Origin of the sequence: Polynucleobacter sp. Latsch14-2, from assembly GCF_018881925.1 — a bacterium.
Taxonomy (GTDB): Bacteria; Pseudomonadota; Gammaproteobacteria; order Burkholderiales; family Burkholderiaceae; genus Polynucleobacter.
In genome coordinates this window covers 280,294-304,007 of record NZ_JACVPL010000002.1, presented here as the reverse complement: position 1 = coordinate 304,007, position 23,714 = coordinate 280,294, and the positions used below count along the sequence as shown (strand labels likewise).

Annotated in this window: 25 protein-coding genes; 20 read left to right on the top strand and 5 right to left on the bottom strand. The window is 45.2% G+C overall.

The genetic code is table 11. The features are described from left to right. Positions 1 to 13 precede the first annotated feature (13 nt). Genes mnmE through rpmH form a run of 5 tightly spaced genes read right to left on the bottom strand, consistent with a single transcriptional unit; the run spans position 14 to position 3,818 of the window. Entirely contained in the window at positions 14 to 1,390 is a 1,377-nt protein-coding gene (gene mnmE / locus ICN46_RS03750) for a tRNA uridine-5-carboxymethylaminomethyl(34) synthesis GTPase MnmE (protein ID WP_216204708.1), read from the bottom strand. 34 nt (positions 1,391 to 1,424) lie between these two features. After that, positions 1,425 to 3,098, bottom strand: a complete 1,674-nt coding sequence (gene yidC / locus ICN46_RS03745; RefSeq protein WP_216204631.1) for a membrane protein insertase YidC — start codon at positions 3,096 to 3,098, stop codon at positions 1,425 to 1,427. Positions 3,099 to 3,112: 14 nt separating this feature from the next. Beyond that, positions 3,113 to 3,346: a membrane protein insertion efficiency factor YidD gene (gene yidD, locus ICN46_RS03740; RefSeq protein WP_216204628.1), complete on the bottom strand. Its 234-nt coding sequence runs from the start codon at positions 3,344 to 3,346 to the stop codon at positions 3,113 to 3,115. 1 nt (position 3,347) lies between these two features. Continuing rightward, the gene (locus tag ICN46_RS03735) at positions 3,348 to 3,668 is read right to left on the bottom strand and encodes a ribonuclease P protein component (RefSeq protein ID WP_216204625.1); all 321 of its coding nucleotides are present in this window, start codon (positions 3,666 to 3,668) and stop codon (positions 3,348 to 3,350) included. Positions 3,669 to 3,683: 15 nt separating this feature from the next. Then, positions 3,684 to 3,818: a 50S ribosomal protein L34 gene (gene rpmH / locus ICN46_RS03730; protein WP_114636164.1), complete on the bottom strand. Its 135-nt coding sequence runs from the start codon at positions 3,816 to 3,818 to the stop codon at positions 3,684 to 3,686. A gap of 224 nt (positions 3,819 to 4,042) precedes the next feature. On the opposite strand from rpmH, the gene dnaA reads away from it, so the two are divergent. The 20 genes from dnaA to atpA all read left to right on the top strand — a co-directional run bounded on the left by dnaA (position 4,043) and on the right by atpA (position 23,704). After that, entirely contained in the window at positions 4,043 to 5,470 is a 1,428-nt protein-coding gene (dnaA, locus tag ICN46_RS03725) for a chromosomal replication initiator protein DnaA (RefSeq protein WP_216204622.1), read from the top strand. Between the two features lie 264 nt (positions 5,471 to 5,734). Further along, positions 5,735 to 6,850: a DNA polymerase III subunit beta gene (gene dnaN, locus ICN46_RS03720; protein WP_216204619.1), complete on the top strand. Its 1,116-nt coding sequence runs from the start codon at positions 5,735 to 5,737 to the stop codon at positions 6,848 to 6,850. Positions 6,851 to 6,861: 11 nt separating this feature from the next. Beyond that, positions 6,862 to 9,360, top strand: a complete 2,499-nt coding sequence (gene gyrB, locus ICN46_RS03715) for a DNA topoisomerase (ATP-hydrolyzing) subunit B (RefSeq protein WP_216204616.1) — start codon at positions 6,862 to 6,864, stop codon at positions 9,358 to 9,360. A 3-nt stretch (positions 9,361 to 9,363) separates the two neighbouring features. Then, the gene (locus tag ICN46_RS03710) at positions 9,364 to 9,858 is read left to right on the top strand and encodes an SET domain-containing protein (protein ID WP_216204613.1); all 495 of its coding nucleotides are present in this window, start codon (positions 9,364 to 9,366) and stop codon (positions 9,856 to 9,858) included. A 15-nt stretch (positions 9,859 to 9,873) separates the two neighbouring features. After that, positions 9,874 to 10,098 (top strand): DUF3717 domain-containing protein, encoded by a 225-nt coding sequence (locus ICN46_RS03705; RefSeq protein WP_216204610.1) that lies wholly within the window; start codon positions 9,874 to 9,876, stop codon positions 10,096 to 10,098. Between the two features lie 105 nt (positions 10,099 to 10,203). Beyond that, entirely contained in the window at positions 10,204 to 10,965 is a 762-nt protein-coding gene (locus ICN46_RS03700; RefSeq protein WP_216204607.1) for an ABC transporter ATP-binding protein, read from the top strand. Then, on the top strand, positions 10,962 to 11,666 hold the full coding sequence (locus tag ICN46_RS03695; RefSeq protein WP_216204604.1) for an ABC transporter ATP-binding protein: 705 nt from the start codon (positions 10,962 to 10,964) through the stop codon (positions 11,664 to 11,666). Before ICN46_RS03700 ends, ICN46_RS03695 begins: the two co-directional genes overlap by 4 nt. 22 nt (positions 11,667 to 11,688) lie before the next feature. Beyond that, positions 11,689 to 12,909 carry an ABC transporter substrate-binding protein gene (locus tag ICN46_RS03690; protein WP_216204599.1) on the top strand — a complete coding sequence of 407 codons (1,221 nt, stop codon included), beginning with the start codon at positions 11,689 to 11,691 and terminating at the stop codon, positions 12,907 to 12,909. Positions 12,910 to 12,926: 17 nt separating this feature from the next. Beyond that, complete coding sequence (locus ICN46_RS03685; protein WP_216204595.1) at positions 12,927 to 13,847, top strand: branched-chain amino acid ABC transporter permease; 921 nt, start codon at positions 12,927 to 12,929, stop codon at positions 13,845 to 13,847. A gap of 2 nt (positions 13,848 to 13,849) precedes the next feature. Next, entirely contained in the window at positions 13,850 to 14,779 is a 930-nt protein-coding gene (locus ICN46_RS03680; RefSeq protein WP_216204592.1) for a branched-chain amino acid ABC transporter permease, read from the top strand. A 217-nt stretch (positions 14,780 to 14,996) separates the two neighbouring features. After that, entirely contained in the window at positions 14,997 to 16,916 is a 1,920-nt protein-coding gene (gene mnmG, locus ICN46_RS03675; RefSeq protein ID WP_216204590.1) for a tRNA uridine-5-carboxymethylaminomethyl(34) synthesis enzyme MnmG, read from the top strand. Then, a complete protein-coding gene (rsmG, locus tag ICN46_RS03670) occupies positions 16,913 to 17,590 on the top strand; it encodes a 16S rRNA (guanine(527)-N(7))-methyltransferase RsmG (RefSeq protein WP_216204587.1) in 678 nt (225 codons plus the stop codon). The genes mnmG and rsmG overlap by 4 nt, the downstream gene beginning before the upstream one ends. 8 nt (positions 17,591 to 17,598) lie before the next feature. Beyond that, positions 17,599 to 18,369 (top strand): ParA family protein, encoded by a 771-nt coding sequence (locus tag ICN46_RS03665; RefSeq protein ID WP_216204584.1) that lies wholly within the window; start codon positions 17,599 to 17,601, stop codon positions 18,367 to 18,369. A 24-nt stretch (positions 18,370 to 18,393) separates the two neighbouring features. Further along, positions 18,394 to 19,290 (top strand): ParB/RepB/Spo0J family partition protein, encoded by an 897-nt coding sequence (locus ICN46_RS03660; protein ID WP_216204581.1) that lies wholly within the window; start codon positions 18,394 to 18,396, stop codon positions 19,288 to 19,290. Between the two features lie 51 nt (positions 19,291 to 19,341). Continuing rightward, positions 19,342 to 19,812, top strand: a complete 471-nt coding sequence (locus ICN46_RS03655; RefSeq protein WP_216204578.1) for an ATP synthase subunit I — start codon at positions 19,342 to 19,344, stop codon at positions 19,810 to 19,812. Positions 19,813 to 19,846: 34 nt separating this feature from the next. Next, positions 19,847 to 20,737, top strand: coding sequence for a F0F1 ATP synthase subunit A (atpB, locus tag ICN46_RS03650; protein WP_216204576.1), 891 nt, complete (start codon positions 19,847 to 19,849; stop codon positions 20,735 to 20,737). A gap of 42 nt (positions 20,738 to 20,779) precedes the next feature. Next, positions 20,780 to 21,046 carry a F0F1 ATP synthase subunit C gene (gene atpE / locus ICN46_RS03645; protein WP_028818346.1) on the top strand — a complete coding sequence of 89 codons (267 nt, stop codon included), beginning with the start codon at positions 20,780 to 20,782 and terminating at the stop codon, positions 21,044 to 21,046. 63 nt (positions 21,047 to 21,109) lie between these two features. Beyond that, positions 21,110 to 21,580, top strand: a complete 471-nt coding sequence (locus tag ICN46_RS03640) for a F0F1 ATP synthase subunit B (RefSeq protein WP_216204573.1) — start codon at positions 21,110 to 21,112, stop codon at positions 21,578 to 21,580. Between the two features lies 1 nt (position 21,581). Continuing rightward, a complete protein-coding gene (locus ICN46_RS03635) occupies positions 21,582 to 22,118 on the top strand; it encodes a F0F1 ATP synthase subunit delta (protein ID WP_216204569.1) in 537 nt (178 codons plus the stop codon). 44 nt (positions 22,119 to 22,162) lie between these two features. Then, positions 22,163 to 23,704: a F0F1 ATP synthase subunit alpha gene (atpA, locus tag ICN46_RS03630; RefSeq protein WP_216204567.1), complete on the top strand. Its 1,542-nt coding sequence runs from the start codon at positions 22,163 to 22,165 to the stop codon at positions 23,702 to 23,704. Positions 23,705 to 23,714: the final 10 nt, after the last annotated feature.

The following is a 23,714-nucleotide window of genomic DNA, read 5'->3' as shown; positions in this document are numbered from 1 at the left end:
AAAAGGGAACAAATTACTTGCCGATGCAGAATTGGCTAAATATCTTACCCAGAAGATCGTCTGGCAAGAGTTTGCCTGTGATTTGGCCGAGTTGATCTTGGGCTAAACGGAGCTCTTCTGCGAACAAATCCAGCGAAATATTGCCATTTGCAGCGAATTTTTGTGCTTTTTCTATATGGTCTGCTGCCCCATCTAAGCAGTTCAAATGCCTGCGCCTAGAAATAATGGCGCCCTCTTGTGATCCGCCCCAACCAGCAGCACCCAAGATTTTTCTGTTTAAATCAGCAATTCCGGAGCCGGTTTTAGCTGAAATCAGCAAACTTCCTTCGGGCGGCGGACTATCGACTTTTGATAGCAAATCTGATTTATTGATCACCTCTAACACCTCACATTTAGGCGGGAGTGCTCGCAATATTTCTTTTCTTAAAGTCTCTTCGGTGGCGGCCTCTGGAGAATCTTTTGCATTGAAGTCCTTCAGAAAAATAACCAAATCTGCTAACCGTATGGCATCCCATGATCTTTCAATTCCCTTGGACTCCACAACATCATCAGTCTCACGTAGACCCGCAGTATCAATGACGTGCATCGGCACACCGTCCAAATTAATACTCTCTTTCACTCGATCACGCGTTGTCCCCGCGATGGGTGTAACAATAGCAACCTCTTCGCCAGCGAGTCGGTTTAGCAGGGAACTCTTCCCCACATTAGGGGCTCCAGCCAACACCACCTGTATTCCGTCGCGCAAGATCTTCCCCTGTTTTGCCCCCTCACGCAGCGCGGACAGGCGATCACTCACCCTATTTAGACGCTCGCGTGCTTGAGCATTTTCGAGAAACTCAATTTCCTCTTCTGGAAAATCTAGCGTAGATTCAACCAAAATTCTGAGTTGTGTAATCTCTTCGATCAAATCATTTACATCATTAGAAAACGTGCCTTGTAAAGATCTAGCGGCGCCACGAACTGCGGCCTCGCTTTGGGCCTCAATCAGGTCAGCAATTGCTTCAGCTTGGGCTAAATCAATTTTGTCGTTCAGATAAGCACGCAGGGTAAATTCTCCGGGCTCCGCAATCACCAGACCATCATCCTTAGCCAATTCAAGACAGCGCCGCATGACCAACTCAAGCAATTGAGGGCCGCCATGACACTGGAGCTCCAACACATCCTCACCAGTAAAGGAGGCCGGCGCCACAAAGTGAATTGCTATTAGTTGATCTATTGCTGCGCCAGAGGCATCACGCAAAGTTAATAGGTGAGCCTCGCGAGGCTTTAACACTTTTTGAAAAAGCGCCGTAGCTATGGGAGTTAAGTTTGTGCCGCTAATGCGAATAACGCCAAGCCCAGCTTTTCCTGGTGCTGTAGCCACAGCAATGATGGGCACTCTTCTCGTCATCATTGCTGTGAAATAAATTGCAGCGCCTAAATCATTAGGCGGCTTTTTTTCCAAACAATTTATTAATTTGCCACTGTTGGGCTATAGACAGTAGATTATTTGTTACCCAATATAAAACCAAACCGGCTGGGAAGAAGAAGAACATGATCGAGAAAACAATCGGCATGTACATCATCACCTTTGCCTGGATTGGGTCTGGTGGTGTTGGGTTTAATTTGGTTTGTACAAACATTGAGATTGCCATAATGATTGGCAAGATGTAGTAAGGGTCAGGGATTGATAAATCCTGAATCCATAACACCCAGGGTGCGCCACGCATCTCAACAGATGACAGCAATACCCAGTACAAGGAAATGAATACAGGGATCTGAATCACCACCGGCAAACACCCACCCAATGGATTAATTTTTTCTTTGCGATACATTTCCATCATCGCCTGATTTAGTTTTTGGGGGTCGCCCTTAAATTGCTCCTTCATTAGGGCTAATCGAGGCTGAACCTCTTTCATTCGTGCCATAGATTTATAGCTTGCTGCAGAAAGTGGAAAGAAGACCAATTTAATAAAGATCGTCAAAAGAATAATTGACCAACCCCAATTGCCAATATAGGAGTGAATCTTCTCAAGCAACCAAAAGATCGGTTTTGCTAAGATTGTGAGATATCCATAATCCTTTAGCAACTCCAGTCCGGGAGCAATGCCTTCCAAAAGCCTCTCCTCTTGTGGCCCAACAAAAAGTTTTGTTTTTTCTACAACGGGCGCGCCAGGGGCAACAACTCCTAAAGGGGTTTGTATACCAATACGGTAAAGGTTTAAATCAACCTTGCCCGCATAAATATCTCTCGCAAATTTATCCCCAGGAATCCATGCGGATGCGAAGTAGTGTTGCACCATTGCGACCCACGCTGGATCGCCAGCGGGAACTTGGGTTGGTATGGTAATTTTGTTTTTGTCCATCGCAGTAAATTCAACCTTGTTGAATTTCTCAACACCGGTGTAAACAGCTGGACCAGTAAAAGTACTTGCAGAAAAAGCCCCGCCGAACGGACCTATTTTTTGCTCTTGGCTACCGTCGCGCAATATTTCTGTATAGAGCACGAGCGGTGTTGTGCTTGCGCTCACTTGCGTAATGCGATGTCCAACATCCACAACATAACTGCCTTGAGTAAGTACAAATGTTTTCTCCAGCCTCACACCATTACGCTCGCTAGACAAAACAATAAAAGGTCTGCCAGAGCCATCCTTACCTGATTGCGTTACTTTGAACACACTGGTGTGGTTTGGTAGGTCCGCGTTACCCATGGCAATTAAGCCTGAACGGGCAACATATGTATGTGTTGGTGTTTGTTGAAAAAGCTCAACTGGTTTTTTGTCTGCTGTAAATTCTTTTAATAGCTTTGCATCAACTACGTTAGCCCCATTGGCGCTAATCTCTAGAGACAAAACGTCGTTTTGTAACACAAACCTCTCACCAGCGTCTGGTGCCAGCCCTGTTACTGCGGGCGCTATTGGGCCTGAACTTGTTGCCGAGCCTGAAACTTGTGTTGGCACAGCCGCCTTACCCACGGGGGTATTCTGTCCCTGTTGACTTGTGTTGCTTGGCGCCCCACCAAACAATGAAGGCTTGCCCTCATGCACCACCCAATTGTTGTACAACATCAACCCCGACAAGGAAAACACAGCCCAAAGAATTGTTTTTTTAAAGTCCATTTGAATTCGCTTAATTAATGAGTTGTTTGTTTTACTACGGGGTCATGTCCGCCTTGTGACCATGGATTGCAGCGCGCAATGCGCCAAATCGTTAGCCCAAGACTTTTTGTAAAGCCATAATGATTAAAACATTGGCAAGCATACTCGGAGCAGCTGGGTATAAATTTGCAATTCATCCCCATATAAGGGCTTAATAGCAATTGATAGAGCCGGAGCAATTTAATTGCTGCTTTATTTAGAATATGCACACTAGATCAAATCTGCAAACTGATTGCGTAGAAGTGTTTTTTCTTTTTTTCGTAATCTGCCACGAGTATCGCGACCAATTGGTTTTTTCAACTTAACAACCACATCACTGCAATTGAGGTGGGTTGTTTGTGCCGTCCAGACCAGTTGACGAATCATGCGCTTTATTTTATTTCGATCTACAGCGCGTTTTGCCAGTTTTTTAGCTACCGCAACTCCCAAATCAGCCCGGGCTCCATCTTCTGTTGGGGCCAAATACAAACCCCAATACAAACTTGCTTTGGGGCGTGTTTTAAGTAGTTCGGAGATCCTGGCGCTATTCAAAAGCTAAGCTAATTATTAAACAGCTAGGCGTTTACGGCCTTTAGCGCGGCGAGCATTTAAAACTGCACGGCCGCTCTTGGTTTTCATGCGAATACGAAAGCCGTGGGTGCGTTTACGACGTACTACTGAGGGTTGGTATGTTCTTTTCATGATAAGTCCTAAGGAAGCCAAGTATTTTCCTTGTTGCTGCGCAAAAGGTCAACCTATCCTTACGGATATATCGGTGTTTTTTCTTTATTTTTTGTTACTTTTTAATATAAATACCTAATTTGTAAGGTTTTTCTAATTTTGTACACAAGTTATCCACAGGTTTTCCACGATTTTCCCGCTTGTGGATAACTTTGCGGGATCGCTACAATGGATCCTCTAAAAATATGAGCAACCTACAAACTCCCCCCGCTTTGAACTCACCTAACCCATTGGGCTTTTGGGATGGTGCTATTGGCATTTTGTCCCGCGAACTGTCACCCCAGCAGTTTAAAACATGGATTCAACCCCTAAGGTTGATTTCACACGATGTAAGTGGTCAATCACTTACAATAGGAGCCCCAAATAGATTTAAGTTGGACTGGATTAAGAAAACTTTTGCGGACCGCCTTCAAGAGATGGCACAACAGTATTTTGGCTTCCCCATAAACCTCAGCTTTGTTTTAGATGTGGAGGTGGGGGCAGATTTAAGTCCAGCAATAACCACCATCACAACCAGTGTGGAGCCTGATTTAGCACAACCAAACCAAGAGGATGGGGCCTCAACAGAGGAGAGGTCGTTTGAGATTGAGGATCACTCAAAACTAAACCCAAACCTCACCTTTGAAACTTTTGTCACCGGCAAAGCCAACCAACTTGCGCGCGCGGCCTCTATCCAAGTTGCACACAACCCAGGCACTTCATACAACCCCATGTTTTTGTATGGTGGTGTTGGGCTAGGGAAAACGCACCTTATTCACGCAATTGGGAATCATTTATTAAAAGAAAAACCCAATGCTCGTATTCGATACATACATGCTGAGCAATATGTGTCAGATGTAGTTCGCGCTTACCAACAAAAGGCGTTTGATCGATTTAAGCGCTACTACCACTCACTAGACCTTTTATTAATAGATGACATTCAGTTCTTTAGTGGGAAATCACGTACTCAAGAAGAGTTTTTTTATGCGTTTGAGGCCCTTTTAAGCAATAAAGCGCAAGTGATTATTACTAGCGACACCTACCCAAAAGAAATGGCCGGCATCGATGACAGGCTTATATCTCGGTTTGACTCGGGGCTAACTGTTGCAATTGAGCCGCCAGAACTAGAGATGCGCGTTGCCATTTTAATGAAAAAGGCCATTAGCGAGGGTATTCCAATGAGTGAAGATGTGGCTTTTTTTGTAGCAAAACATCTTCGCTCAAATGTGCGAGAGCTTGAAGGTGCATTGCGTAAAATCTTGGCTTATGTGCGCTTCCACGGTCGTGAGGTCACAATTGAAGTGGCCCGCACAGCACTCAAAGACCTGCTTTCTATCCAAAATCGACAAATTTCCGTTGAAAACATCCAAAAAGCGGTGGCAGATTTTTATAGCATCAAAGTGGCTGATATGTACTCTAAAAAGCGCACTGCCAACATTGCACGCCCAAGGCAAATTGCAATGTTTATGGCTAAAGAATTAACCCAAAAAAGCCTCCCAGAGATTGGAGAGTTGTTTGGGGGACGCGATCACACAACTGTATTACATGCAGTCCGCAAGATTGGGGAAGAGCGCTCGCATGATGGGCAACTTAACCATGAAATACATGTAATAGAGCAAACTCTAAAGGCATAGTTTTTTGGCTGTGGATAAGTTTGTGGATGAGGCAATGAATAACTTTGGGGATTGTGTGTGGATAAATTGTGGAAAGTGCTCGCTTCATGCAAAAATAGGGTGTTAGCGGAAAGTTATCCAAATACTATCCAGCGCCTATACAAAAGTTTTCCACAGGTTTTTTTGTCTTTAATGTGTTGTTATATAACGGGTTTTTGGGTTATCCACTGAAATAGCGGGCCTTATTACTATTACTACTAAGATATATACAAGGATTTAAAAGCAATGCAACTCGTTAACACTTCGCGTGACAGCTTACTAAAACCACTTCAGGTTGTTAGTGGAATTGTTGAACGTCGTCACACACTACCAATTTTGGCTAATCTGCTTTTTAAAAAGCAAGGTGACAAGGTTTCATTCATCTCCACAGATATTGAAATACAAATAACAACCAATGCAAATTTTGGGGTTGGTACGGAGGACATCACCACCACTGTTGCAGCAAGAAAGTTGCTTGATATCTTGCGTGCGCTCCCTGAGGGTCCGGTTGCTTTAAATTTAAAAGACAATAAGCTGGTTGTGCAGAGTGGTAAAAGCCGCTTTTCACTTCAAACATTATCTGCGGCGGAGTTCCCGGTAATGCAGGGCGTTGGGGAAGTAACAGCAACCTGGAAAATGCTTCAAAAAAGTTTTCGTCAACTCATTAGCCAGGTGCATTTTGCAATGGCGCAACAAGATATTCGTTATTACTTAAATGGAATGTTGTTAGTGGTTGAAGGTAAGCAGGTGATTGCAGTTGCTACTGATGGTCATCGCCTAGCTTACTCGCAAATTGAGTTGGCAGAGGCCCCTGTTGGGTCTGGTCAAAAACAGGAAATTATTATCCCCAGAAAGACAATCTTAGAGTGTCAACACTTACTTGAAGACTCGGACGAGTCTCTTGAAATAAGTTTGAGCGCCAATCAAGTGAAGTTCTCGTTTGGTGATATTGAGCTTATTTCAAAATTGGTAGAGGGGAAGTTCCCAGACTTCCAGAGAGTAATTCCTAAAGGTCATAAAAACTCCCTCGTTGTTGGTAGAGATCTTTTACAAGCAGCTCTACAGCGTGCAGCTATTTTGACCACAGACAAGTTTAAGGGTGTGCGCTTTTCATTAACCCCCAATCGAATCACCGTGCAATCAACCAATGCAGAGCAAGAAGAGGCGCAAGAAGAAATTGAAACTGAGTACAGTGGTGACTCAGTAGAAATTGGATTTAATGTTAGCTATTTACTGGATGTGCTCTCAAATTTAAAAAATGAAAATATCCAAATCAGTTTGGGTGATGCAAATAGTAGTGCGGTTGTGACCCTGCCTGGCTCCGAAGATTTCAAGTATGTTGTGATGCCAATGCGTATTTAACTTAGAAAAAAATGACTGAAGAAAAAAAAGTAGTAGAGCAGTATGGTGCATCGTCAATTCAAATCTTAGAGGGTCTGGAGGCTGTTCGGAAGCGTCCCGGGATGTATATTGGTGATACATCTGATGGAACTGGATTGCACCACCTTGTCTTTGAGGTGCTTGATAACTCCATTGACGAGGCTTTAGCTGGTTACTGCTCTGAGATTACTGTTGTAATTCAAACCGACAACTCTATTTCTATTGTTGATAATGGGCGTGGCGTTCCTACGGGCATTAAGTATGACGACAAGCATGAGCCAAAAAGAAGTGCCGCTGAAATTGTTATGACGGAATTACATGCTGGTGGCAAGTTTGACCAAAACAGCTATAAGGTCTCAGGCGGTCTTCATGGTGTTGGCGTTAGTTGCGTTAACGCATTATCTAAATGGTTAAAACTAACCATTCGCCGTGATGGTAAAACCCATTACATGGAGTTTGCTCGCGGCTTCATTCAAAACCGTAATATTGAAGAAGAGAATGGAGTAAGTGTTTCACCAATTTCCGTCATTGGCGATACAGAACATTCGGGCACAGAGGTGCATTTTTTAGCAGACGAAGGGATTTTTGGAAATATTGAATTCCATTATGAAATTCTTGTTAAGCGTATTCGTGAACTCTCTTTTTTAAATAATGGTGTACACATTAAACTTATTGATCAGCGCTCTGGTCAAGAGGAAGATTTTGCTTTTTCTGGTGGCGTTAAGGGGTTTGTTGAATACATCAATCAAACTAAAAACGTTTTACACCCCAATATTTTTTACGCAGAAGGTTTAAGGCCTTCAGACCTGGGTGGCAACATCACCGCTGAAGTCTCAATGCAATGGAACGATAGTTTTAGTGAACAAGTACTTTGTTTTACTAATAACATCCCACAGCGAGACGGTGGAACCCACTTAACAGGTTTACGCGCCGCAATGACGCGCGTCATTAATAAATATATTGATGAGCATGAGGTTGCCAAAAAAGCCAAAGTAGAAATTTCCGGTGATGACATGCGTGAGGGTTTGGCGTGTGTCTTGTCGGTAAAGGTACCCGAGCCGAAATTTTCTAGCCAAACAAAAGACAAGTTGGTTTCTAGTGAGGTGCGTGGTCCAGTAGAAGAAATTGTTGCTGAGGCTTTAACCGCCTATCTTCAAGAGCGGCCGGCAGACGCAAAAATACTTTGTGGAAAAATTGTCGATGCTGCTCGCGCCCGCGAGGCAGCCCGCAAAGCGCGTGATATGACGCGTCGTAAGGGTGTGCTTGATGGTTTGGGGTTGCCAGGTAAGTTAGCCGATTGTCAAGAAAAGGACCCAACAAAATCAGAATTATTTATTGTTGAGGGAGACTCGGCGGGAGGCTCTGCTAAACAGGGGCGCGATAGGCGCTTCCAAGCGATTCTCCCTTTAAAGGGAAAAATTTTAAACGTTGAGAAGGCGCGCTTTGACAAGATGCTTGCCAGTCAAGAGGTTGTAACGCTGATTACAGTTTTGGGAACTGGCATTGGTGTTGAGGAATATAAGGCTGATAAGTTGCGCTACCACCGCATCATTATCATGACCGATGCGGACGTGGATGGAAGTCACATTAGAACTTTGTTGCTCACCTTCTTTTATAGACAAATGCCGGAGTTAATCGAGCGGGGGCACATTTATATTGCGCAGCCACCACTCTACAAAGTGAAGTTTGGCAAGAGCGAGCAGTACATTAAGGATGATGCTGAGTTAAATCAACTCCTCTTAAAAATAGCCATGGAATCTGCTTCACTTCAGACGCCGTCTGGTGAGGTGATAGAGGGCGCTGGGTTGGCGGAGTTAGCAAAACACTATCAAGTTATTCAATCTATTGTTGACCGCCTATCAAGAACAATTGATGAAGACGCACTGCGCGCGATTGCAGACGGTACACAATTAAATCTTGATACAGAGAAATCGGCCAACGAGTCTGCCGATTTGTTGCGCGCAGTCCTTGCCCTATCAACCAACCCTTTAGCAATTCCACCAGAAATTATTGTGCAAAAAGATGAGCGTACAGAGCGCTTCAAATTGCTACTATCGCGCCGTATCCACGGAAACCTAAAGCTTTCTGTGATTAACTCAGACTTTGTTCACGGTGATGACTATCAAAGTCTAGCGAACGCGGCAGCGGTTTTATCTGGAAAGGTTTTACCGGGCACAAAAGTTCGTCGTGGCGACCCAGATAAAAACCAAAAAGAGCAGGCTGTACAAGATTTCCGTGCGGCATTTTCATGGCTACTATCAGAAGCCGAGCGCGTGCTTAGCCGTCAACGCTATAAAGGTTTGGGTGAGATGAACCCATCCCAGCTTTGGGAAACAACTATGGATGCTGGTTCCCGCACTTTGTTGCAAGTAAAAATTGAAGATGCCATTGCTGCAGATCAAGTCTTTACAACGCTGATGGGGGATGAGGTGGAGCCACGCCGAGCCTTTATCGAGAAGAATGCGCTGATTGCCCGCAACTTAGATGTTTAAGTTATGAAGAATAAGAAATTAAAACCACCCAAGGTGGATCGATCTAGTATTGCTGTAAAGTCCTCACCCATCCATGGCAAGGGTGTGTTCGCTGTTAAGCAGATTAAAAAGGGTGAAGCCCTCATAGAGTACAAAGGCGAGCGCATTAGTTGGAAATTGGCAGAAAAGCGCCACCCACATGACCCCAAAGATCCAAACCATACTTTCTATTTTTCACTAGAGGACGGTCGTGTTATTGATGCCAAATATGGCGGCAATGCTGCGCGATGGATTAACCACTCATGTAAGCCGAACTGCGAAACCCGAGAAGATTTATTTGAAGGAAAACCCCGCGTTTTTGTATATGCAAAGCGTAGCCTTAAGGTTGGTGAAGAGCTTTTCTACGATTACTCGCTAGACGTAGAGGGTAAGGTGACCAAGCAAATGAAAAAAGATTACGAGTGTCGGTGCGGCGCAAAAAAATGTCGCGGGACTATGCTCGCACTTGACGATCGGTAAATCAATCTATTTACCATGTTGTTTTTTACCATTCAAGACCTTGAGGCGGCAATAAACTACTGGCGCAGTCAATCACCAGCCTTAGGCGAGGAATTGTGTTTATGTCCTGAGGCAACCGCCCTTGCTAAACCCTACGCGCTTATGATTATGCAGGCTTCACAACGCATTCCTGTTGATGTTATGGATGATTTGGCTAGAGTCGCTATACAGGGTTATCTCAAAACAACTCAAAGAGGCTAATTAATCTAGTTCGCCTTATCTGCTTTAGGGTTATCGCTATATATAGCAGTTGAATCTTGAGGTATTCTCAATTTCTTGCCTTGGTGCGGGATTAAGGGTTTAGATTTGCAAGAAACAATACTAAAAACGATTGGGCTGGGTAAATCTTTTAAGGGGTTTGCTGCGGTTAGTGATGTCAACCTTGATGTTGCTCGAGGGACCATTCATGCTCTTATTGGCCCAAATGGTGCCGGCAAGACCACTTGTTTTAACCTGTTAACAAAATTCTTAGAGCCAACTGGTGGTCAAATTCTATTCAATGGTTTGGATATCACCAAAGACGCTCCTGCACAAATTGCGCGCCGCGGCGTAATCCGATCCTTTCAGATATCCGCCGTTTTTCCTCATTTAACTGTTTTGGAAAACGTTCGTGTTGCACTGCAGCGAGGGCTTGGAACAGAGTTTCATTTTTGGAAATCCAGCGACTCCTTAAATGTCCTTAATGAGCGAGCGGAGCAGTTGTTGCTAGAAGTGGGTTTAATTGATTTTGCGCAAGAGGAAACATTAAATCTTGCTTACGGCCGAAAAAGATCTCTCGAGATTGCTACAACATTGGCCATGGAGCCAGAGCTCATGCTTTTGGATGAACCAACCCAAGGTATGGGTCACGAAGATGTGGAGCGGGTTACAGAGTTGATTGATCGCGTTGCCAAAGGAAGAACCGTGCTTATGGTTGAGCACAATATGAAGGTGGTTGCCTCTATTGCGGACCGTATTACTGTTTTACAGCGGGGGTCTATTCTTGCTGAGGGCTCTTACCATGAGGTTTCAAATAATCCTTTGGTGGTTGAGGCTTATATGGGCGCCCATAGGAGTGAGCCCTTATGAGTTCGTTGGCGCTGGAGGTAAGCAATTTAGAGTCCTGGTATGGAGAGTCCCACATTCTGCATGGTGTCAATTTCTCTGTAAAAGACGGTGAGGTGGTTACCCTTTTGGGCAGAAATGGCGCCGGTCGTAGCACTATCCTCAAAACCATTTTGGGCTTAACTAGCAAAAGAGCTGGCACGGTTCAAATATACGGCCAAGAGACCATCTCCATGCCCACCTATAAGATTGCTCGCCTTGGTGTTGGGTTTTGTCCAGAGGAGCGAGGCATCTTTGCTAGCCTTAGCACCGAAGAAAATTTATTACTTCTGCCGGAGGTTGCGCCCGGGGGTATGGGTTTAGAAGAGATTTATGAAATGTTTCCCAACCTCTATGAGAGACGCAATAGTCCGGGCACTAGACTGTCTGGTGGTGAGCAGCAAATGTTGGCAATGGCGCGCATTTTGAGAACAGGCGCTAAATTATTATTGTTGGATGAGATTACTGAGGGCTTGGCGCCAGTCATTGTCCAAAAGCTGGGTGAGGTTGTTACACGCCTACGCAATAGGGGGTTTACGATTGTTTTGGTTGAGCAGAATTTTCATTTTGCTGCGCCTTTAGCGGATCGTCATTATGTTGTTGAGCACGGTAGCGTAGTTGAAGTAGTGAAACAAAGTGATTTAGCAGAAAAAGCCAGTTTATTGAATGATTACCTTGGCGTTTAGTTGTTTTATTTAGGAGATAGAGATGAAGTTAAAGCAAATAACCGCATGTCTGGTTATGGCCACTATGTTTGGTTCAAACCCAGTTTTTGCGCAGGCTGCAAAAGTCAGTAACGATACTGTAAAGATTGGTGTATTAACCGATCTTTCATCAACCTACTCAGATTTGGCTGGTCCGGGTGCCGTTATCGCGGCAAAAATGGCTGTCGCAGATTTTTCTAAAGATGGAACTGTACTCGGTAAAAAAATTGAAATTCTAAGTGCTGATCATCAAAATAAGGCCGACATTGCCGCAAACAAAGCGCGGGAGTGGTATGACAAAGATGGTGTTGATGTCATTGTTGAGTTGGTGTCAACCAATGTGGCGCTTGCCGTCATGGAGGTTGCTGAGCAAAAGAATAAAATTACTCTTGTTTCTGGTGCGGGTTCATTACCAATTACCAATGAAAAATGTACGGCCAATAACGTACATTGGGCGTATGACACTTATGCACTTTCGAACGGCACAGGTAAGGCTGTAGTAAAGCAAGGCAAAAAGAATTGGTATTTCATTACGGCTGACTATGCATTTGGGGCGGCTTTGGAAAAAGACGCTACTGCGGTTGTTACGGCAAACGGCGGTAAAGTGTTGGGCACCAGCAAGCACCCATTCCCTAATAGCGATTTTTCTTCTTACCTCTTAAAGGCACAAGCTAGTGGCGCCGATGTTGTCGCTCTGGCTAATGCGGGCCAAGACACCATTAATACCGTCAAGCAAGCCTCCGAGTTTGGTATCAATAAAAAACAGACCGTTGTGCCTTTGTTGATGTTTATTTCTGATGTGCATTCGCTTGGTTTAAGTGCGGCACAGGGTATGTATTTAACAGAGGGCTTTTATTGGGATAAAGACGATAAGACCCGCGCATTTTCGAAGCGTTTTATGCTGCAACATAAGCGCATGCCGACAATGGTTCAAGCGGGAGTTTATTCATCCGTACTTGCCTATTTAAACGCCGTTCAAAAAGCTGGCACTGATGACACGCAGCCCGTAATGAAGGCCTTGAAATCTACCAATATTGACGATGGCCTTTTCAAGGGCAAGATTCGCGCCGATGGAAAGTTTGAGCATGACATGTATCTTTTAGAGGTGAAGAAGCCTTCAGAGTCTAAGAGCCCATGGGACTATTACCACGTGCGTGCAGTTATTCCTGCTGCTGAAGCGACTCTGCCGCTTTCACAGTCGAAGTGCAAACTTGTTAACAAATAATTTTTTAGAAAACAAGCGTGTTTGAACTTCTTGGTATCACCCCACAAGGGCTAGTGGCTCAGCTCTTAGTGGGGCTTATTAATGGTTCGTTTTATGCCATATTGAGCTTGGGGTTGGCCATCATTTTTGGCCTTCTCAATATTATTAATTTCTCCCACGGTGCTCAATACACCATGGGAGCATTTCTTGCATGGATTGGTTTAACGCAAATTAGTCAATGGCTCGGCTTTCCCGAGTTGTCGATTAACTATTGGTTCGCTCTTGTTGTTGTACCTTTGGTGATGGCAGGGTTCGGGCTCATTCTGGAGCGCACTATGCTGCGCCGCCTTTATCACCTCGACCACTTATATGGCCTATTGTTGACTTTTGGTTTGGCTTTAATTATTGAGGGAATGTTCCGTCACTGGTATGGTATCTCTGGTGAGAGCTACCCCGCCCCTGAGTTGTTGCAGGGTGCAATTCCTCTCGAGTCTCTCGGCATTATTTTGCCGAAGTATCGCTTGTGGGTCGTAGTTGCTTCTTTGACTGTGTGTTTTTCTACTTGGTATGTGATTGAGAGAACAAAGTTGGGCGCATATTTGCGCGCAGGAACAGAAAATCCAAAATTGCTTCAAGCGTTTGGTATTAATGTTCCACTAATGATTTCTCTGGCTTACGCTTATGGTGTTGGTCTCGCAGGTTTTGCGGGTGTGTTGGCGGCACCTATTTTTCAAGTAAACCCATTAATGGGATCCAATCTAATTATTGTTGTTTTTGCAGTGGTTGTTATTGGCGGCATGGGTTCAATCATGGGCGCCATTATTACTGGGCTTGCCTTGGGTTTAATTGAGGGCCTTACGAAAGTTTTTTACCCCGAAGCTTCGGGCGTTGTTATTTTTGTGATTATGGCGATCGTCTTGTTGATTCGTCCTGCTGGACTCTTTGGGCGGGAAAAATAATCATGAATATAAAAACCAAATCGCTCTATACCATCTTGGTATTGATTGCTCTTCTACTGCCCTTCCAGGATTTTATCTATTTAGTTTTTGCAATGAAGGTGTTGTGCTTTGCACTTTTTGCCTGCGCTTTCAATTTGTTGCTTGGGTTTACCGGCTTATTATCTTTTGGGCATGCGGCTTTCTTTGGAACCGCCTCTTACATCACCGCTTATTTTTGCAAAGAGCTTGGTCTCGCACCAGAGGCTGGGATTATTCTGGGAGTTGTTGGTTCGGCCGCTCTTGGATACCTCATTGGTGCTCTTGCCATTCGGCGGCAGGGTATTTATTTTGCAATGGTGACTTTAGCTCTTTCGCAAATGGTTTATTTTTTGGCCGTCCAACTTCCATTTACTGGCGGTGAGGATGGTATTCAAGGTGTCCCGCGTGGAACCTTATTTGGTCTTGTCGACTTAAAAGATGATGTGAGCATGTATTACTTTGTGTTGTTAGTATTCTTGCTCGGCTTCGCATTAATTATGCGTACCGTTCATTCGCCCTTTGGTCAGGTGCTCAAAGCGATCCGCGAGAATGAGCCACGCGCAATTTCCCTTGGTTACAACGTTGATCGGTTTAAGTTAATAGCCTTTGTTATTTCTGCCGCCCTCTCTGGCTTAGCTGGATCTATGAAGTCCCTAGTATTTCAGTTAGCGACATTAACCGATGTTCATTGGCATATGTCTGGAGAGGTTGTTTTGATGACCTTGCTTGGCGGCATGGGGACCATTCTAGGCCCAGTGGTTGGCGCCAGTATCGTTGTTGGTTTACAAAACTACTTAGCAAATATTGGCTCTTGGAGCACGATTGCAACCGGCTTTATTTTTGTGATTTGTGTTTTGGCATTTCGTCGCGGCGTCGTTGGTGAAATTTTGACCTATCTCAAAATCAAAAGCTAAAGATATTGTTTTATTTGTCCTGGTTGCGGTGTTTGTAATCTCCATTCTCAGTAAAGGCATCCAAACCTCGCATGGGGGTTTGGGGACATATTATTAAAATACTCAATTAAATCAGATACTTAGGCATATATACTTCATTAAAAGATTTGCTTTTAGATTCTTTGTTTCACGTGAAACAAACAAAATGCTATGATCATCGCCCTATCAGAGGCAAATCATGCGTTATTCCAAGAGTTTCGATGTCATTGTGGTTGGTGGTGGTCACGCCGGGACTGAGGCTGCCCTTGCTTCAGCGCGCATGGGTTGTGACACTCTATTAATTACCCACAGTATCGAAAATTTGGGGGCAATGAGCTGTAACCCATCGATTGGCGGTATTGGCAAGGGGCATCTCGTTAAAGAAATTGATGCTATGGGTGGCGCCATGGCTGCAGCAACCGATGAGGCCGGCATTCAGTTTAGGATTCTGAATTCCAGCAAGGGCCCAGCAGTTCAGGCTACTCGCGCTCAGGGAGACCGTATTTTGTATAAGGCTGCGATTCGCCGCCGCCTTGAGAATCAACCAAATCTCACTTTATTTCAAGCTGCGGTTGATGACCTGCTAGTTAAGGGTGATGAGATTCAAGGTGTTGTTACCCAGATGGGCTTGGAGTTTATCGCCCAAAAGGTTGTATTGACCGCAGGTACTTTTCTGGATGGCAAGATTCATGTGGGGTTAAATAATTACGCTGGCGGTCGAGCTGGCGATCCCGCAGCCGTTTCTTTGTCGGCGCGGCTAAAGGAATTAAAACTCCCACAAGGCAGGTTGAAGACCGGCACCCCGCCCCGTATTGATGGGCGGACCATTAACTTTTCAGTGATGCTGGAGCAGCCTGGCGATTTAGATCCGATACCAGTTTTTTCTTACCTGGGGCGTCCAGAACAACACCCCAAACAGGTCCCTTGCTGGATTTCCCACACAAATGAAAAAACACATGACATTATTCGTGGCGGTCTAGATCGTTCACCAATGTATACCGGAGTCATTGAGGGGGTTGGTCCACGCTACTGCCCTTCAATTGAGGATAAGATTCATCGCTTTGCATCTAGAAATAGCCACCAAATCTTTTTGGAACCAGAGGGCTTGACCACCAATGAGTTTTATCCAAATGGCATTTCTACCAGTTTGCCATTTGATATTCAATGGGATTTGGTCAGAAGTATTCGAGGGCTAGAGTCGGCCGTCATCGTTCGCCCAGGTTACGCAATTGAGTACGACTTCTTTGATCCTCGCCATTTAAGGCACAGTTTAGAGACAAAGGCTATAGCTGGACTCTATTTTGCTGGTCAAATTAACGGCACAACCGGGTATGAAGAAGCGGCCGCTCAAGGCATGCTCGCTGGAATTAATGCCGGTCTTGCCGCTAAAGGGAAAGAGCCTTGGTTGCCAAAGCGTAGTGAGGCTTACATTGGCGTACTTGTGGATGACCTTATTACTAGGGGCGTTCAAGAGCCTTATCGCATGTTTACAAGTCGTGCGGAATACCGCTTAAGCTTAAGAGAAGACAACGCAGATATGCGCCTAACTAAGATAGGTCGCGATTTAGGTTTGGTAGACGATCACCGTTGGGGCGTCTTTTGCAGGAAGCAAGAGGCTGTTTCACGTGAAACATCTCGCTTGCAAGAGGTTTGGATTGGACCAAAGCACGAATCTGCAAAAGCTGTTTCAGGTCTTCTGGGGCAAGACCTCTCCCATGAGTGCTCTTTGGCTGAGATTTTGCGGCGCCCTGGCGTTACTTATCAAGCGATCACTAAGCTCTCCGATGGATTGTGGTCTCCTGGTGTGCTGGATGAGGACTTGGGGCTGGCACAGCAGATTGCAGACCAAGTTGAGATTTCAGTGAAATACCAGGGTTATATAGATAGGCAGGCAACAGAAATTGCTCGCCAAGAGCATAACGAGGGCTTTCCCCTGCCTGAGGGTTTGGACTATTCCGAGGTTGTTGGGCTATCTAAAGAGGTGCAGCAAAAGCTAAACCTACATAAACCAGAAACATTGGGCCAGGCTGGACGAATATCTGGTGTCACACCAGCCGCACTGTCCTTGCTACTGGTGCACCTTAAAAAAGGCTTGGGCCGCTCTCGGGAGATCGCGTGAGCCAGGACTTGCTGGCGTTGGGCATTCAGGAGTTGGGGTTAGAGTTGACCCAGGAAAATATTGCCAATCTAGACTCATTTTTGCATGAAATGGGTCGCTGGAATCAGGTCCATAACCTTACAGCGATTGAGGGTGAGCAAGCATCAATACAGCTTCATCTAATTGATTCCATTGCAGTTTTACCAATTATGAGGGAGTTTCTAAGGTGCCCTACCCCACAAATTGCGGACCTTGGCTCCGGTGGCGGACTTCCTGCCATACCTATTGCAATATTGCAGCCAGAGTGGTGCTTAACGTTGATAGAGGCTGTGCGCAAAAAAACCGCTTTTTTGCAACATGTGCGCGGAAGATTGAAATTAAAAAATATTGAAGTGATTAGTGGGCGTGTAGAAGTTGTTGCGATGCAGCAACCAGCTCAATTTGATGCAGTTATTTCGCGCGCCTTTACTAGCTTGGCAAGATTTTTAGAGTTGTCGTTGCCCTTACTAAAGCGAAATGGCTTGGTTTTTGCTATGAAGGGCAAGAGGGCGGACGAGGAAATGGAAGATGTTTGCTTAGATGCTTGGCATTTGGTGGTTGATGCCCCCTTGCACATTCCACATTTGGCAGCAGAAAGACGACTTTTAGTATTAACCCCCCGTGAGAAAATCACCCCTTTAGAGCGGGACCACTGAGACTGGCTATGGCAAAAATATTCTGTATTGCAAATCAAAAAGGCGGGGTTGGTAAAACAACCACGGCCGTTAATTTAGCTGCCGGCTTAGCTGGTCACAAGCAACGTGTCTTGCTGGTTGATTTAGACCCACAGGGTAATGCAACCATGGGTTCGGGTATAGAAAAAGCGGATCTCAATAACAGCGTATATCAAGTCTTAATTGGACTCGCTGCTGTTAAAAATTCTGTCCAGCATTGCGAAAGTTCTGGTTTTGATGTGCTGCCGGCAAATCGAGATTTAGCAGGTGCCGAAATTGAATTGGTTGATTTAGATTCTCGCGAGCAGCGTTTAAAAAATGCGCTAGCTGAAGTGGCCGCTGATTATGATTTTATATTAATTGATTGCCCCCCTGCGCTATCACTACTAACCTTGAACGGCTTGTGCGCAGCCAATGGTGTGATTGTCCCGATGCAGTGTGAGTACTTTGCACTCGAAGGTTTATCTGACTTAGTCAACACGATTAAACAAGTTCATGCCAACTTAAATCCCGATCTCATGATTATTGGTTTACTGCGTGTGATGTTTGATCCCCGGATGACGCTTCAACAGCAGGTATCTGATCAATTGCTAGAGCATTTTGGCGACAAAGTTTTCAAAACCATTATTCCACGCAATGTCAGGCTTGCGGAAGCCCCATCCTATGGGCTTCCTGGGGTTGCTTTTGATAAGACCTCACGTGGAGCAAAGGCATATTTAGAGTTCGGCGCCGAAATGGTCGAGCGCATTAAGCAAATGTAATTACTGGAAACTGTTTAGGAAATCATGGTTGCTATTAAGAAAAAAGGTTTGGGTCGCGGGCTTGATGCATTGCTTGGTGACAAGTCCCCAAAAGAAAGTTTGCCAGCAGAAATTAATCGTTTGCCATTGACGGCATTGCAGGCTGGGAAATATCAGCCCCGTCAAAAAATGGCAGCGGGTGGATTGCAAGAATTGGCTGAGAGCATTCGTGAACAAGGAGTGATGCAGCCGCTGTTGGTGCGTTTGGTGTCTGAAGGTAAGTACGAAATTATTGCGGGAGAGCGCCGTTTCCGTGCAGCAACTTTAGCCGGATTAACTGAGGTGCCCGTCCTGGTTTCTGTTGCAGACGATCAGGCAGCGGCAGCAATGGCGTTGATTGAAAATATGCAACGCGAGGATTTAAATCCTCTGGAAGAGTCGCAGGGTTTGGCGCGTTTAATTGACGAGTTTGGTTTCACGCATGAGCAGGCCGCTAAGGCAGTTGGTAAATCACGTAGTGCCATTAGCAATCTTTTACGTTTGGCGCAACTGGCCAAACCAGTTCAGGCCATGTTAATGGCGGGCGATATAGATATGGGGCATGCGCGCGCACTCCTGCCCTTGCCTGGAGCAAGCCAGGTGGCTCTAGCGCAACGAATAGCTGCGCAAGGCCTATCAGTGCGTGAGGCCGAGAGAATGTCCACAGCGTTGGCCTTGGCGGGTGGGCAATTGGGAGAAAAAAAGAGTAAAAACAAAAAGAATGGGGCAACTAGCCTTACACGAGACCCAGATATGCGCCGCTTAAGCCAAGAAATCGCAGATTTAATTGGTTTAAATGCTGAATTTAAGTTTAAGGGTAACGGCGGCGAACTCAGAATTCGGTTTAGTCAGTTTGACGAGTTGGATTCTTTACTAAAAAAGTTGGGTATTGGGCTTGATTAAAGCGTTATTAATGTCAGAAAAAAAACAAATTCTGCGTCTAAAGAGTGCCTAATGAATATCAATCAATGGGACGAGCAGGAGGAAGATCCATTCAGAGTGCTTAGCAAAGCTGAAATGGATGCTTTGCGTCAAGCAAAACCCAAAAGCTTTTCATCAATCAGCGGTTGGCTCGTTGTCGGTATTCAGGTGGTGCTTACCCTGATAATTGCTGGCTTTTGTTATCTTTTTAGTAAGCCAGTAGACAGAACAGTTTATACTTACTCGGCTTTAGTGGGCGGTTTGATTGGGTTTTTGCCTTCTGCATTGTTTTTACTGCGCTTAGAGGCAGCAAAAAAAAATGTCAAATCGAGCCCTGGCGGTTATTTAACAGCTGTGGTTTCCGGCGAATTTATTAAAATCCTGGCAACTATTCTTCTGTTTATTGGCTTTGCTCTAAAGCAGCCTGATTTGAAATGGATTCCATTGCTTGTCACTTATTTAGCTACGCTCAAGTGTTATTTGTTAGCGTGGTTTTGGAAGTAACAGGCAGTAAATATAGATAAGGATAAGTTCAGAGATGTCTAGCGAAGTCAACGCAGCAGTAGAGGTGGCCCATCATGTGGCTAGCGAACCGCTTACACCTACTGCTTATATTGCTGAGCACTTACAAAACCTCAATAACACTGGTGGGGCTCAAGCCTCCGTTATTGACTTCAGCATCATTAATCTAGACACTATCTTTTGGACCTCTTTAATGGGGTTGATCGCTGTTTTTCTGTTGGTCCTTGCTGCTCGTAAAGCATCTCCAGGGGTTCCTGGCCGTTTTCAATGTTTGGTTGAAATGCTTGTTGAGATGGTGGACAACCAAACTAAAAGTATTGTCCACGGCGACCGCTCTTTCATCGCCCCACTTGCGCTATTTGTTTTTTGCTGGATTATTCTTTTAAATACCTTGGACTTGGTGCCGGTTGATTGGATTTTTGGCGTAAATCAATTTATTGGTAGTTTTGGAGTCCATGTTCCGCATCACAAAATAGTCCCTACCACTGACTTGAACGCGACCTTCGGTTTATCGTTCTCAGTTCTTCTGTTGGTGTTCTTCTATAGTTTCAAAGTGAAGGGCTTGGGCGGCTTTATGCATGAGTTGGTTTCTGCCCCCTTTGGAGCGAAATGGTATCTGGCTCCGTTCAACCTCGTTTTGAACATCATTGAATATATTGCTAAAGGTGTTTCCCTTGGAATGCGACTTTTTGGAAATATGTACGCTGGCGAATTGCTCTTTTTGCTGATCGCCCTTCTAGGAAGTATGTGGACCTTTAATTTGGATCTATACATGCTCGGCTTCGTTGGTAACGTTATTGCTGGATCTGCCTGGGCGATCTTTCACATCTTAGTTATTTTGTTGCAAGCATTTATTTTCATGATGTTGACCTTGGTTTACATTGGACAAGCCCATAATCATCATTAATTTTTTTATTTTTAACCTCACCTTCAATACTTAGGAGTAAACATGCAAGCATTCTTAGCCAACATTCAAGGACTAACCGCTATCGGTATTGGCCTCATCATCGGCCTCGGCGCATTAGGAGCCTGTTTGGGCATTGGCCTAATGGGTGGTAAGTTCATTGAGGGCGCAGCCCGTCAACCAGAGTTGATTAATGAACTACAAACCAAGATGTTCCTTTTGGCTGGTTTGATCGATGCTGCGTTTTTGATCGGCGTTGGTGTTGCAATGTTGTTTGCATTTGCAAACCCACTGCTCGCAGTTATTAAGTAATTGTTTTGGCGTGGATGACTGCTTAGTCATCCAACCGTTCTCAACAATACTGAAAGGAATATCGTGAATCTGAACGCGACCCTATTCGCGCAAATGATCGTCTTCTTTGTCTTATGGTGGGTTGTCGCACGTTTTGTGTGGCCACCGCTGGTTAAGGCACTGGATGAACGTTCAACCAAAATTGCTGATGGTTTGGCTGCGGCCGAGCGCGGAAAAGAAGAATTAGTACTCGCAAATAACGCTGCAGAACAAGAGTTGTCTAAAGCTCGTCAAGAAGGTGCATTACGTGTTGCTGACGCTGAAAAGCGTGCGCAAATGTCTGCAGAGGAAATTCGAGCCAACGCACAAGTTGAAGCTGCTCGGATTATTTCGCAGGCAAAAGAAGATGCAGATCAACAAGTAACTCGCGCTCGCGAAGTGTTGCGTGCCGAAGTTGCTGTATTAGCCGTTAAAGGCGCTGAGCAAATTCTGCGCCGCGAAGTTGATGCAAAAGCTCACGGTGCTTTGCTCGATCAATTAAAGGCAGAGCTTTGATATGGCTGAGTTAGCCACGATTGCCCGCCCTTACGCTGAAGCGCTTTTTCAAAGCGCCAAGCCGGCTGAACTTGCTACTGCTCTTGACCAGCTAAGCGAGTTGGCGCAGCTTGCCGAGCAGCCAGAGATTGCTGTTTTGTCAAATAACCCAAAAGTATCCGCGGATGATTTGACGAAACTTCTTTCTGGCATGGTGAAAACAAAGCTGGATGGCAAGATCTCCAGCTTTTTGAGCCTTGTGAATCAAAACCATCGCTTGGCTGCCGTTCCTGAAATTGCTCGTCAATTTGAGGCAATGAAGAACAGAAGTGAAGGCGCTGCAGAAGTAATGATTACAAGCGCATTTCCTCTCGAGGGAAGTGCATTAAATGATTTGTTGTCAAGTTTGAAGAAGCGTTTTGGGGGTAAAGAATTGCGCCCAACTATTCAAGTTGACCCAACATTGATTGGCGGAGTACGCATTCAGGTTGGCGATGAAGTGTTGGATAGTTCAGTTAAGGCACAGTTGGCTCAAATGCAAGTAAGTCTTGGCGCATAAGTTATCCCATTAAGAACATACGAAATAAGACCCAGGAGTAAGTAATGCAACTCAACCCTTCCGAGATCAGCGAGCTGATCAAAAGCCGAATTAGCGAAATGGGTGTTGATACCCAAAGTCGTAATGAAGGCACTGTTATTTCAGTGACCGACGGTATTTGCCGCGTTCATGGCTTGTCTGGTGTGATGCAAGGGGAAATGTTGGAATTTCCTGGCAACACCATCGGCCTTGCATTGAACCTTGAGCGTGATTCAGTTGGTTCTGTGGTTTTGGGTGAGTACACCCATATTAAAGAAGGCGATCCAGTGAAATGTACGGGTCGCATTTTGGAGGTTCCAGTTGGCCCAGAGTTGCTCGGCCGTGTTGTGAATGCATTGGGTCAGCCAATTGATGGCAAAGGTCCAGTAAACGCGAAATTAACCGACTTTATTGAAAAAGTTGCGCCAGGCGTTATTGCACGTCAGTCTGTTAGCCAACCAGTTCAAACTGGGTTAAAAGCGATTGATGCAATGGTTCCTATCGGTCGCGGTCAACGCGAGTTGATCATTGGCGATCGCCAAACCGGTAAAACAGCTGTAGCAGTTGATGCGATCATCAACCAAAAAGGCAAAGGCGTTTATTGCGTTTACGTTGCGATTGGTCAAAAAGCCTCCACGATTGCAAACGTTGTTCGCAAGCTCACAGAAAACGGTGCGATGGATTACACCATTGTTGTTGCGGCTAGTGCATCTGAGTCTGCAGCCATGCAATACCTCTCTGCATACGCAGGTTGCACCATGGGTGAATACTTCCGTGATCGCGGTGAAGACGCATTGATTGTTTATGACGATTTAACAAAACAAGCTGTTGCATACCGTCAGATTTCATTGCTCTTGCGTCGCCCGCCAGGCCGCGAAGCTTACCCTGGCGACGTGTTCTATCTCCACTCACGCTTGCTCGAGCGCGCTGCTCGTGTAAATGCTGAATACGTAGAAAAATTTACAAACGGTTCTGTAAAAGGTAAGACAGGCTCATTGACTGCATTGCCTATTATTGAAACTCAAGCTGGTGACGTTTCTGCATTCGTGCCAACCAATGTGATTTCGATTACAGACGGTCAGATCTTCTTGGAAACTGACTTGTTCAACGCTGGTGTTCGCCCTGCAATTAACGCTGGTATTTCTGTTTCCCGCGTTGGTGGTGCTGCACAAACTAAAGTGATTAAGAAATTGTCTGGCGGTATTCGTACCGACTTAGCGCAATATCGTGAATTAGCAGCATTTGCACAGTTTGCATCCGACCTTGATGAGGCTACTCGTAAGCAGTTAGAGCGCGGTCGTCGCGTTACTGAATTGTGTAAGCAAGCCCAGTACAAGCCACTTCAGGTTTGGGAAATGGCCGCTTCACTCTATGCGGTTAACAATGGCTTCTTTGATGACCTCGAAGTGAAGAACGTATTGGCCTTCGAAAAAGGTTTGCAAGATCATCTGAAATCTAAATATGCTGACTTAGTCGCGCGCATTGAAGACACCAAAGATTTAAGCAAGGATGACGAGGCTGCTTTGCGTGCTGCAATTGAGGATTACAAGCGCTCAGCCTCTTTCTAAGAGGGCTCGC

Coding starts and splice junctions, on each gene's coding strand:
- mnmE (WP_216204708.1), bottom strand. CDS start 1,390: ATGACGAGAAGAGTGCCCATCATTGCTGTGGCTACAGCACCAGGAAAA.
- yidC (WP_216204631.1), bottom strand. CDS start 3,098: ATGGACTTTAAAAAAACAATTCTTTGGGCTGTGTTTTCCTTGTCGGGG.
- rpmH (WP_114636164.1), bottom strand. CDS start 3,818: ATGAAAAGAACATACCAACCCTCAGTAGTACGTCGTAAACGCACCCAC.
- dnaA (WP_216204622.1), top strand. CDS start 4,043: ATGAGCAACCTACAAACTCCCCCCGCTTTGAACTCACCTAACCCATTG.
- dnaN (WP_216204619.1), top strand. CDS start 5,735: ATGCAACTCGTTAACACTTCGCGTGACAGCTTACTAAAACCACTTCAG.
- gyrB (WP_216204616.1), top strand. CDS start 6,862: ATGACTGAAGAAAAAAAAGTAGTAGAGCAGTATGGTGCATCGTCAATT.
- ICN46_RS03710 (WP_216204613.1), top strand. CDS start 9,364: ATGAAGAATAAGAAATTAAAACCACCCAAGGTGGATCGATCTAGTATT.
- ICN46_RS03705 (WP_216204610.1), top strand. CDS start 9,874: ATGTTGTTTTTTACCATTCAAGACCTTGAGGCGGCAATAAACTACTGG.
- ICN46_RS03695 (WP_216204604.1), top strand. CDS start 10,962: ATGAGTTCGTTGGCGCTGGAGGTAAGCAATTTAGAGTCCTGGTATGGA.
- ICN46_RS03690 (WP_216204599.1), top strand. CDS start 11,689: ATGAAGTTAAAGCAAATAACCGCATGTCTGGTTATGGCCACTATGTTT.
- ICN46_RS03680 (WP_216204592.1), top strand. CDS start 13,850: ATGAATATAAAAACCAAATCGCTCTATACCATCTTGGTATTGATTGCT.
- mnmG (WP_216204590.1), top strand. CDS start 14,997: ATGCGTTATTCCAAGAGTTTCGATGTCATTGTGGTTGGTGGTGGTCAC.
- ICN46_RS03665 (WP_216204584.1), top strand. CDS start 17,599: ATGGCAAAAATATTCTGTATTGCAAATCAAAAAGGCGGGGTTGGTAAA.
- ICN46_RS03660 (WP_216204581.1), top strand. CDS start 18,394: ATGGTTGCTATTAAGAAAAAAGGTTTGGGTCGCGGGCTTGATGCATTG.
- ICN46_RS03655 (WP_216204578.1), top strand. CDS start 19,342: ATGAATATCAATCAATGGGACGAGCAGGAGGAAGATCCATTCAGAGTG.
- atpB (WP_216204576.1), top strand. CDS start 19,847: ATGTCTAGCGAAGTCAACGCAGCAGTAGAGGTGGCCCATCATGTGGCT.
- atpE (WP_028818346.1), top strand. CDS start 20,780: ATGCAAGCATTCTTAGCCAACATTCAAGGACTAACCGCTATCGGTATT.
- ICN46_RS03635 (WP_216204569.1), top strand. CDS start 21,582: ATGGCTGAGTTAGCCACGATTGCCCGCCCTTACGCTGAAGCGCTTTTT.
- atpA (WP_216204567.1), top strand. CDS start 22,163: ATGCAACTCAACCCTTCCGAGATCAGCGAGCTGATCAAAAGCCGAATT.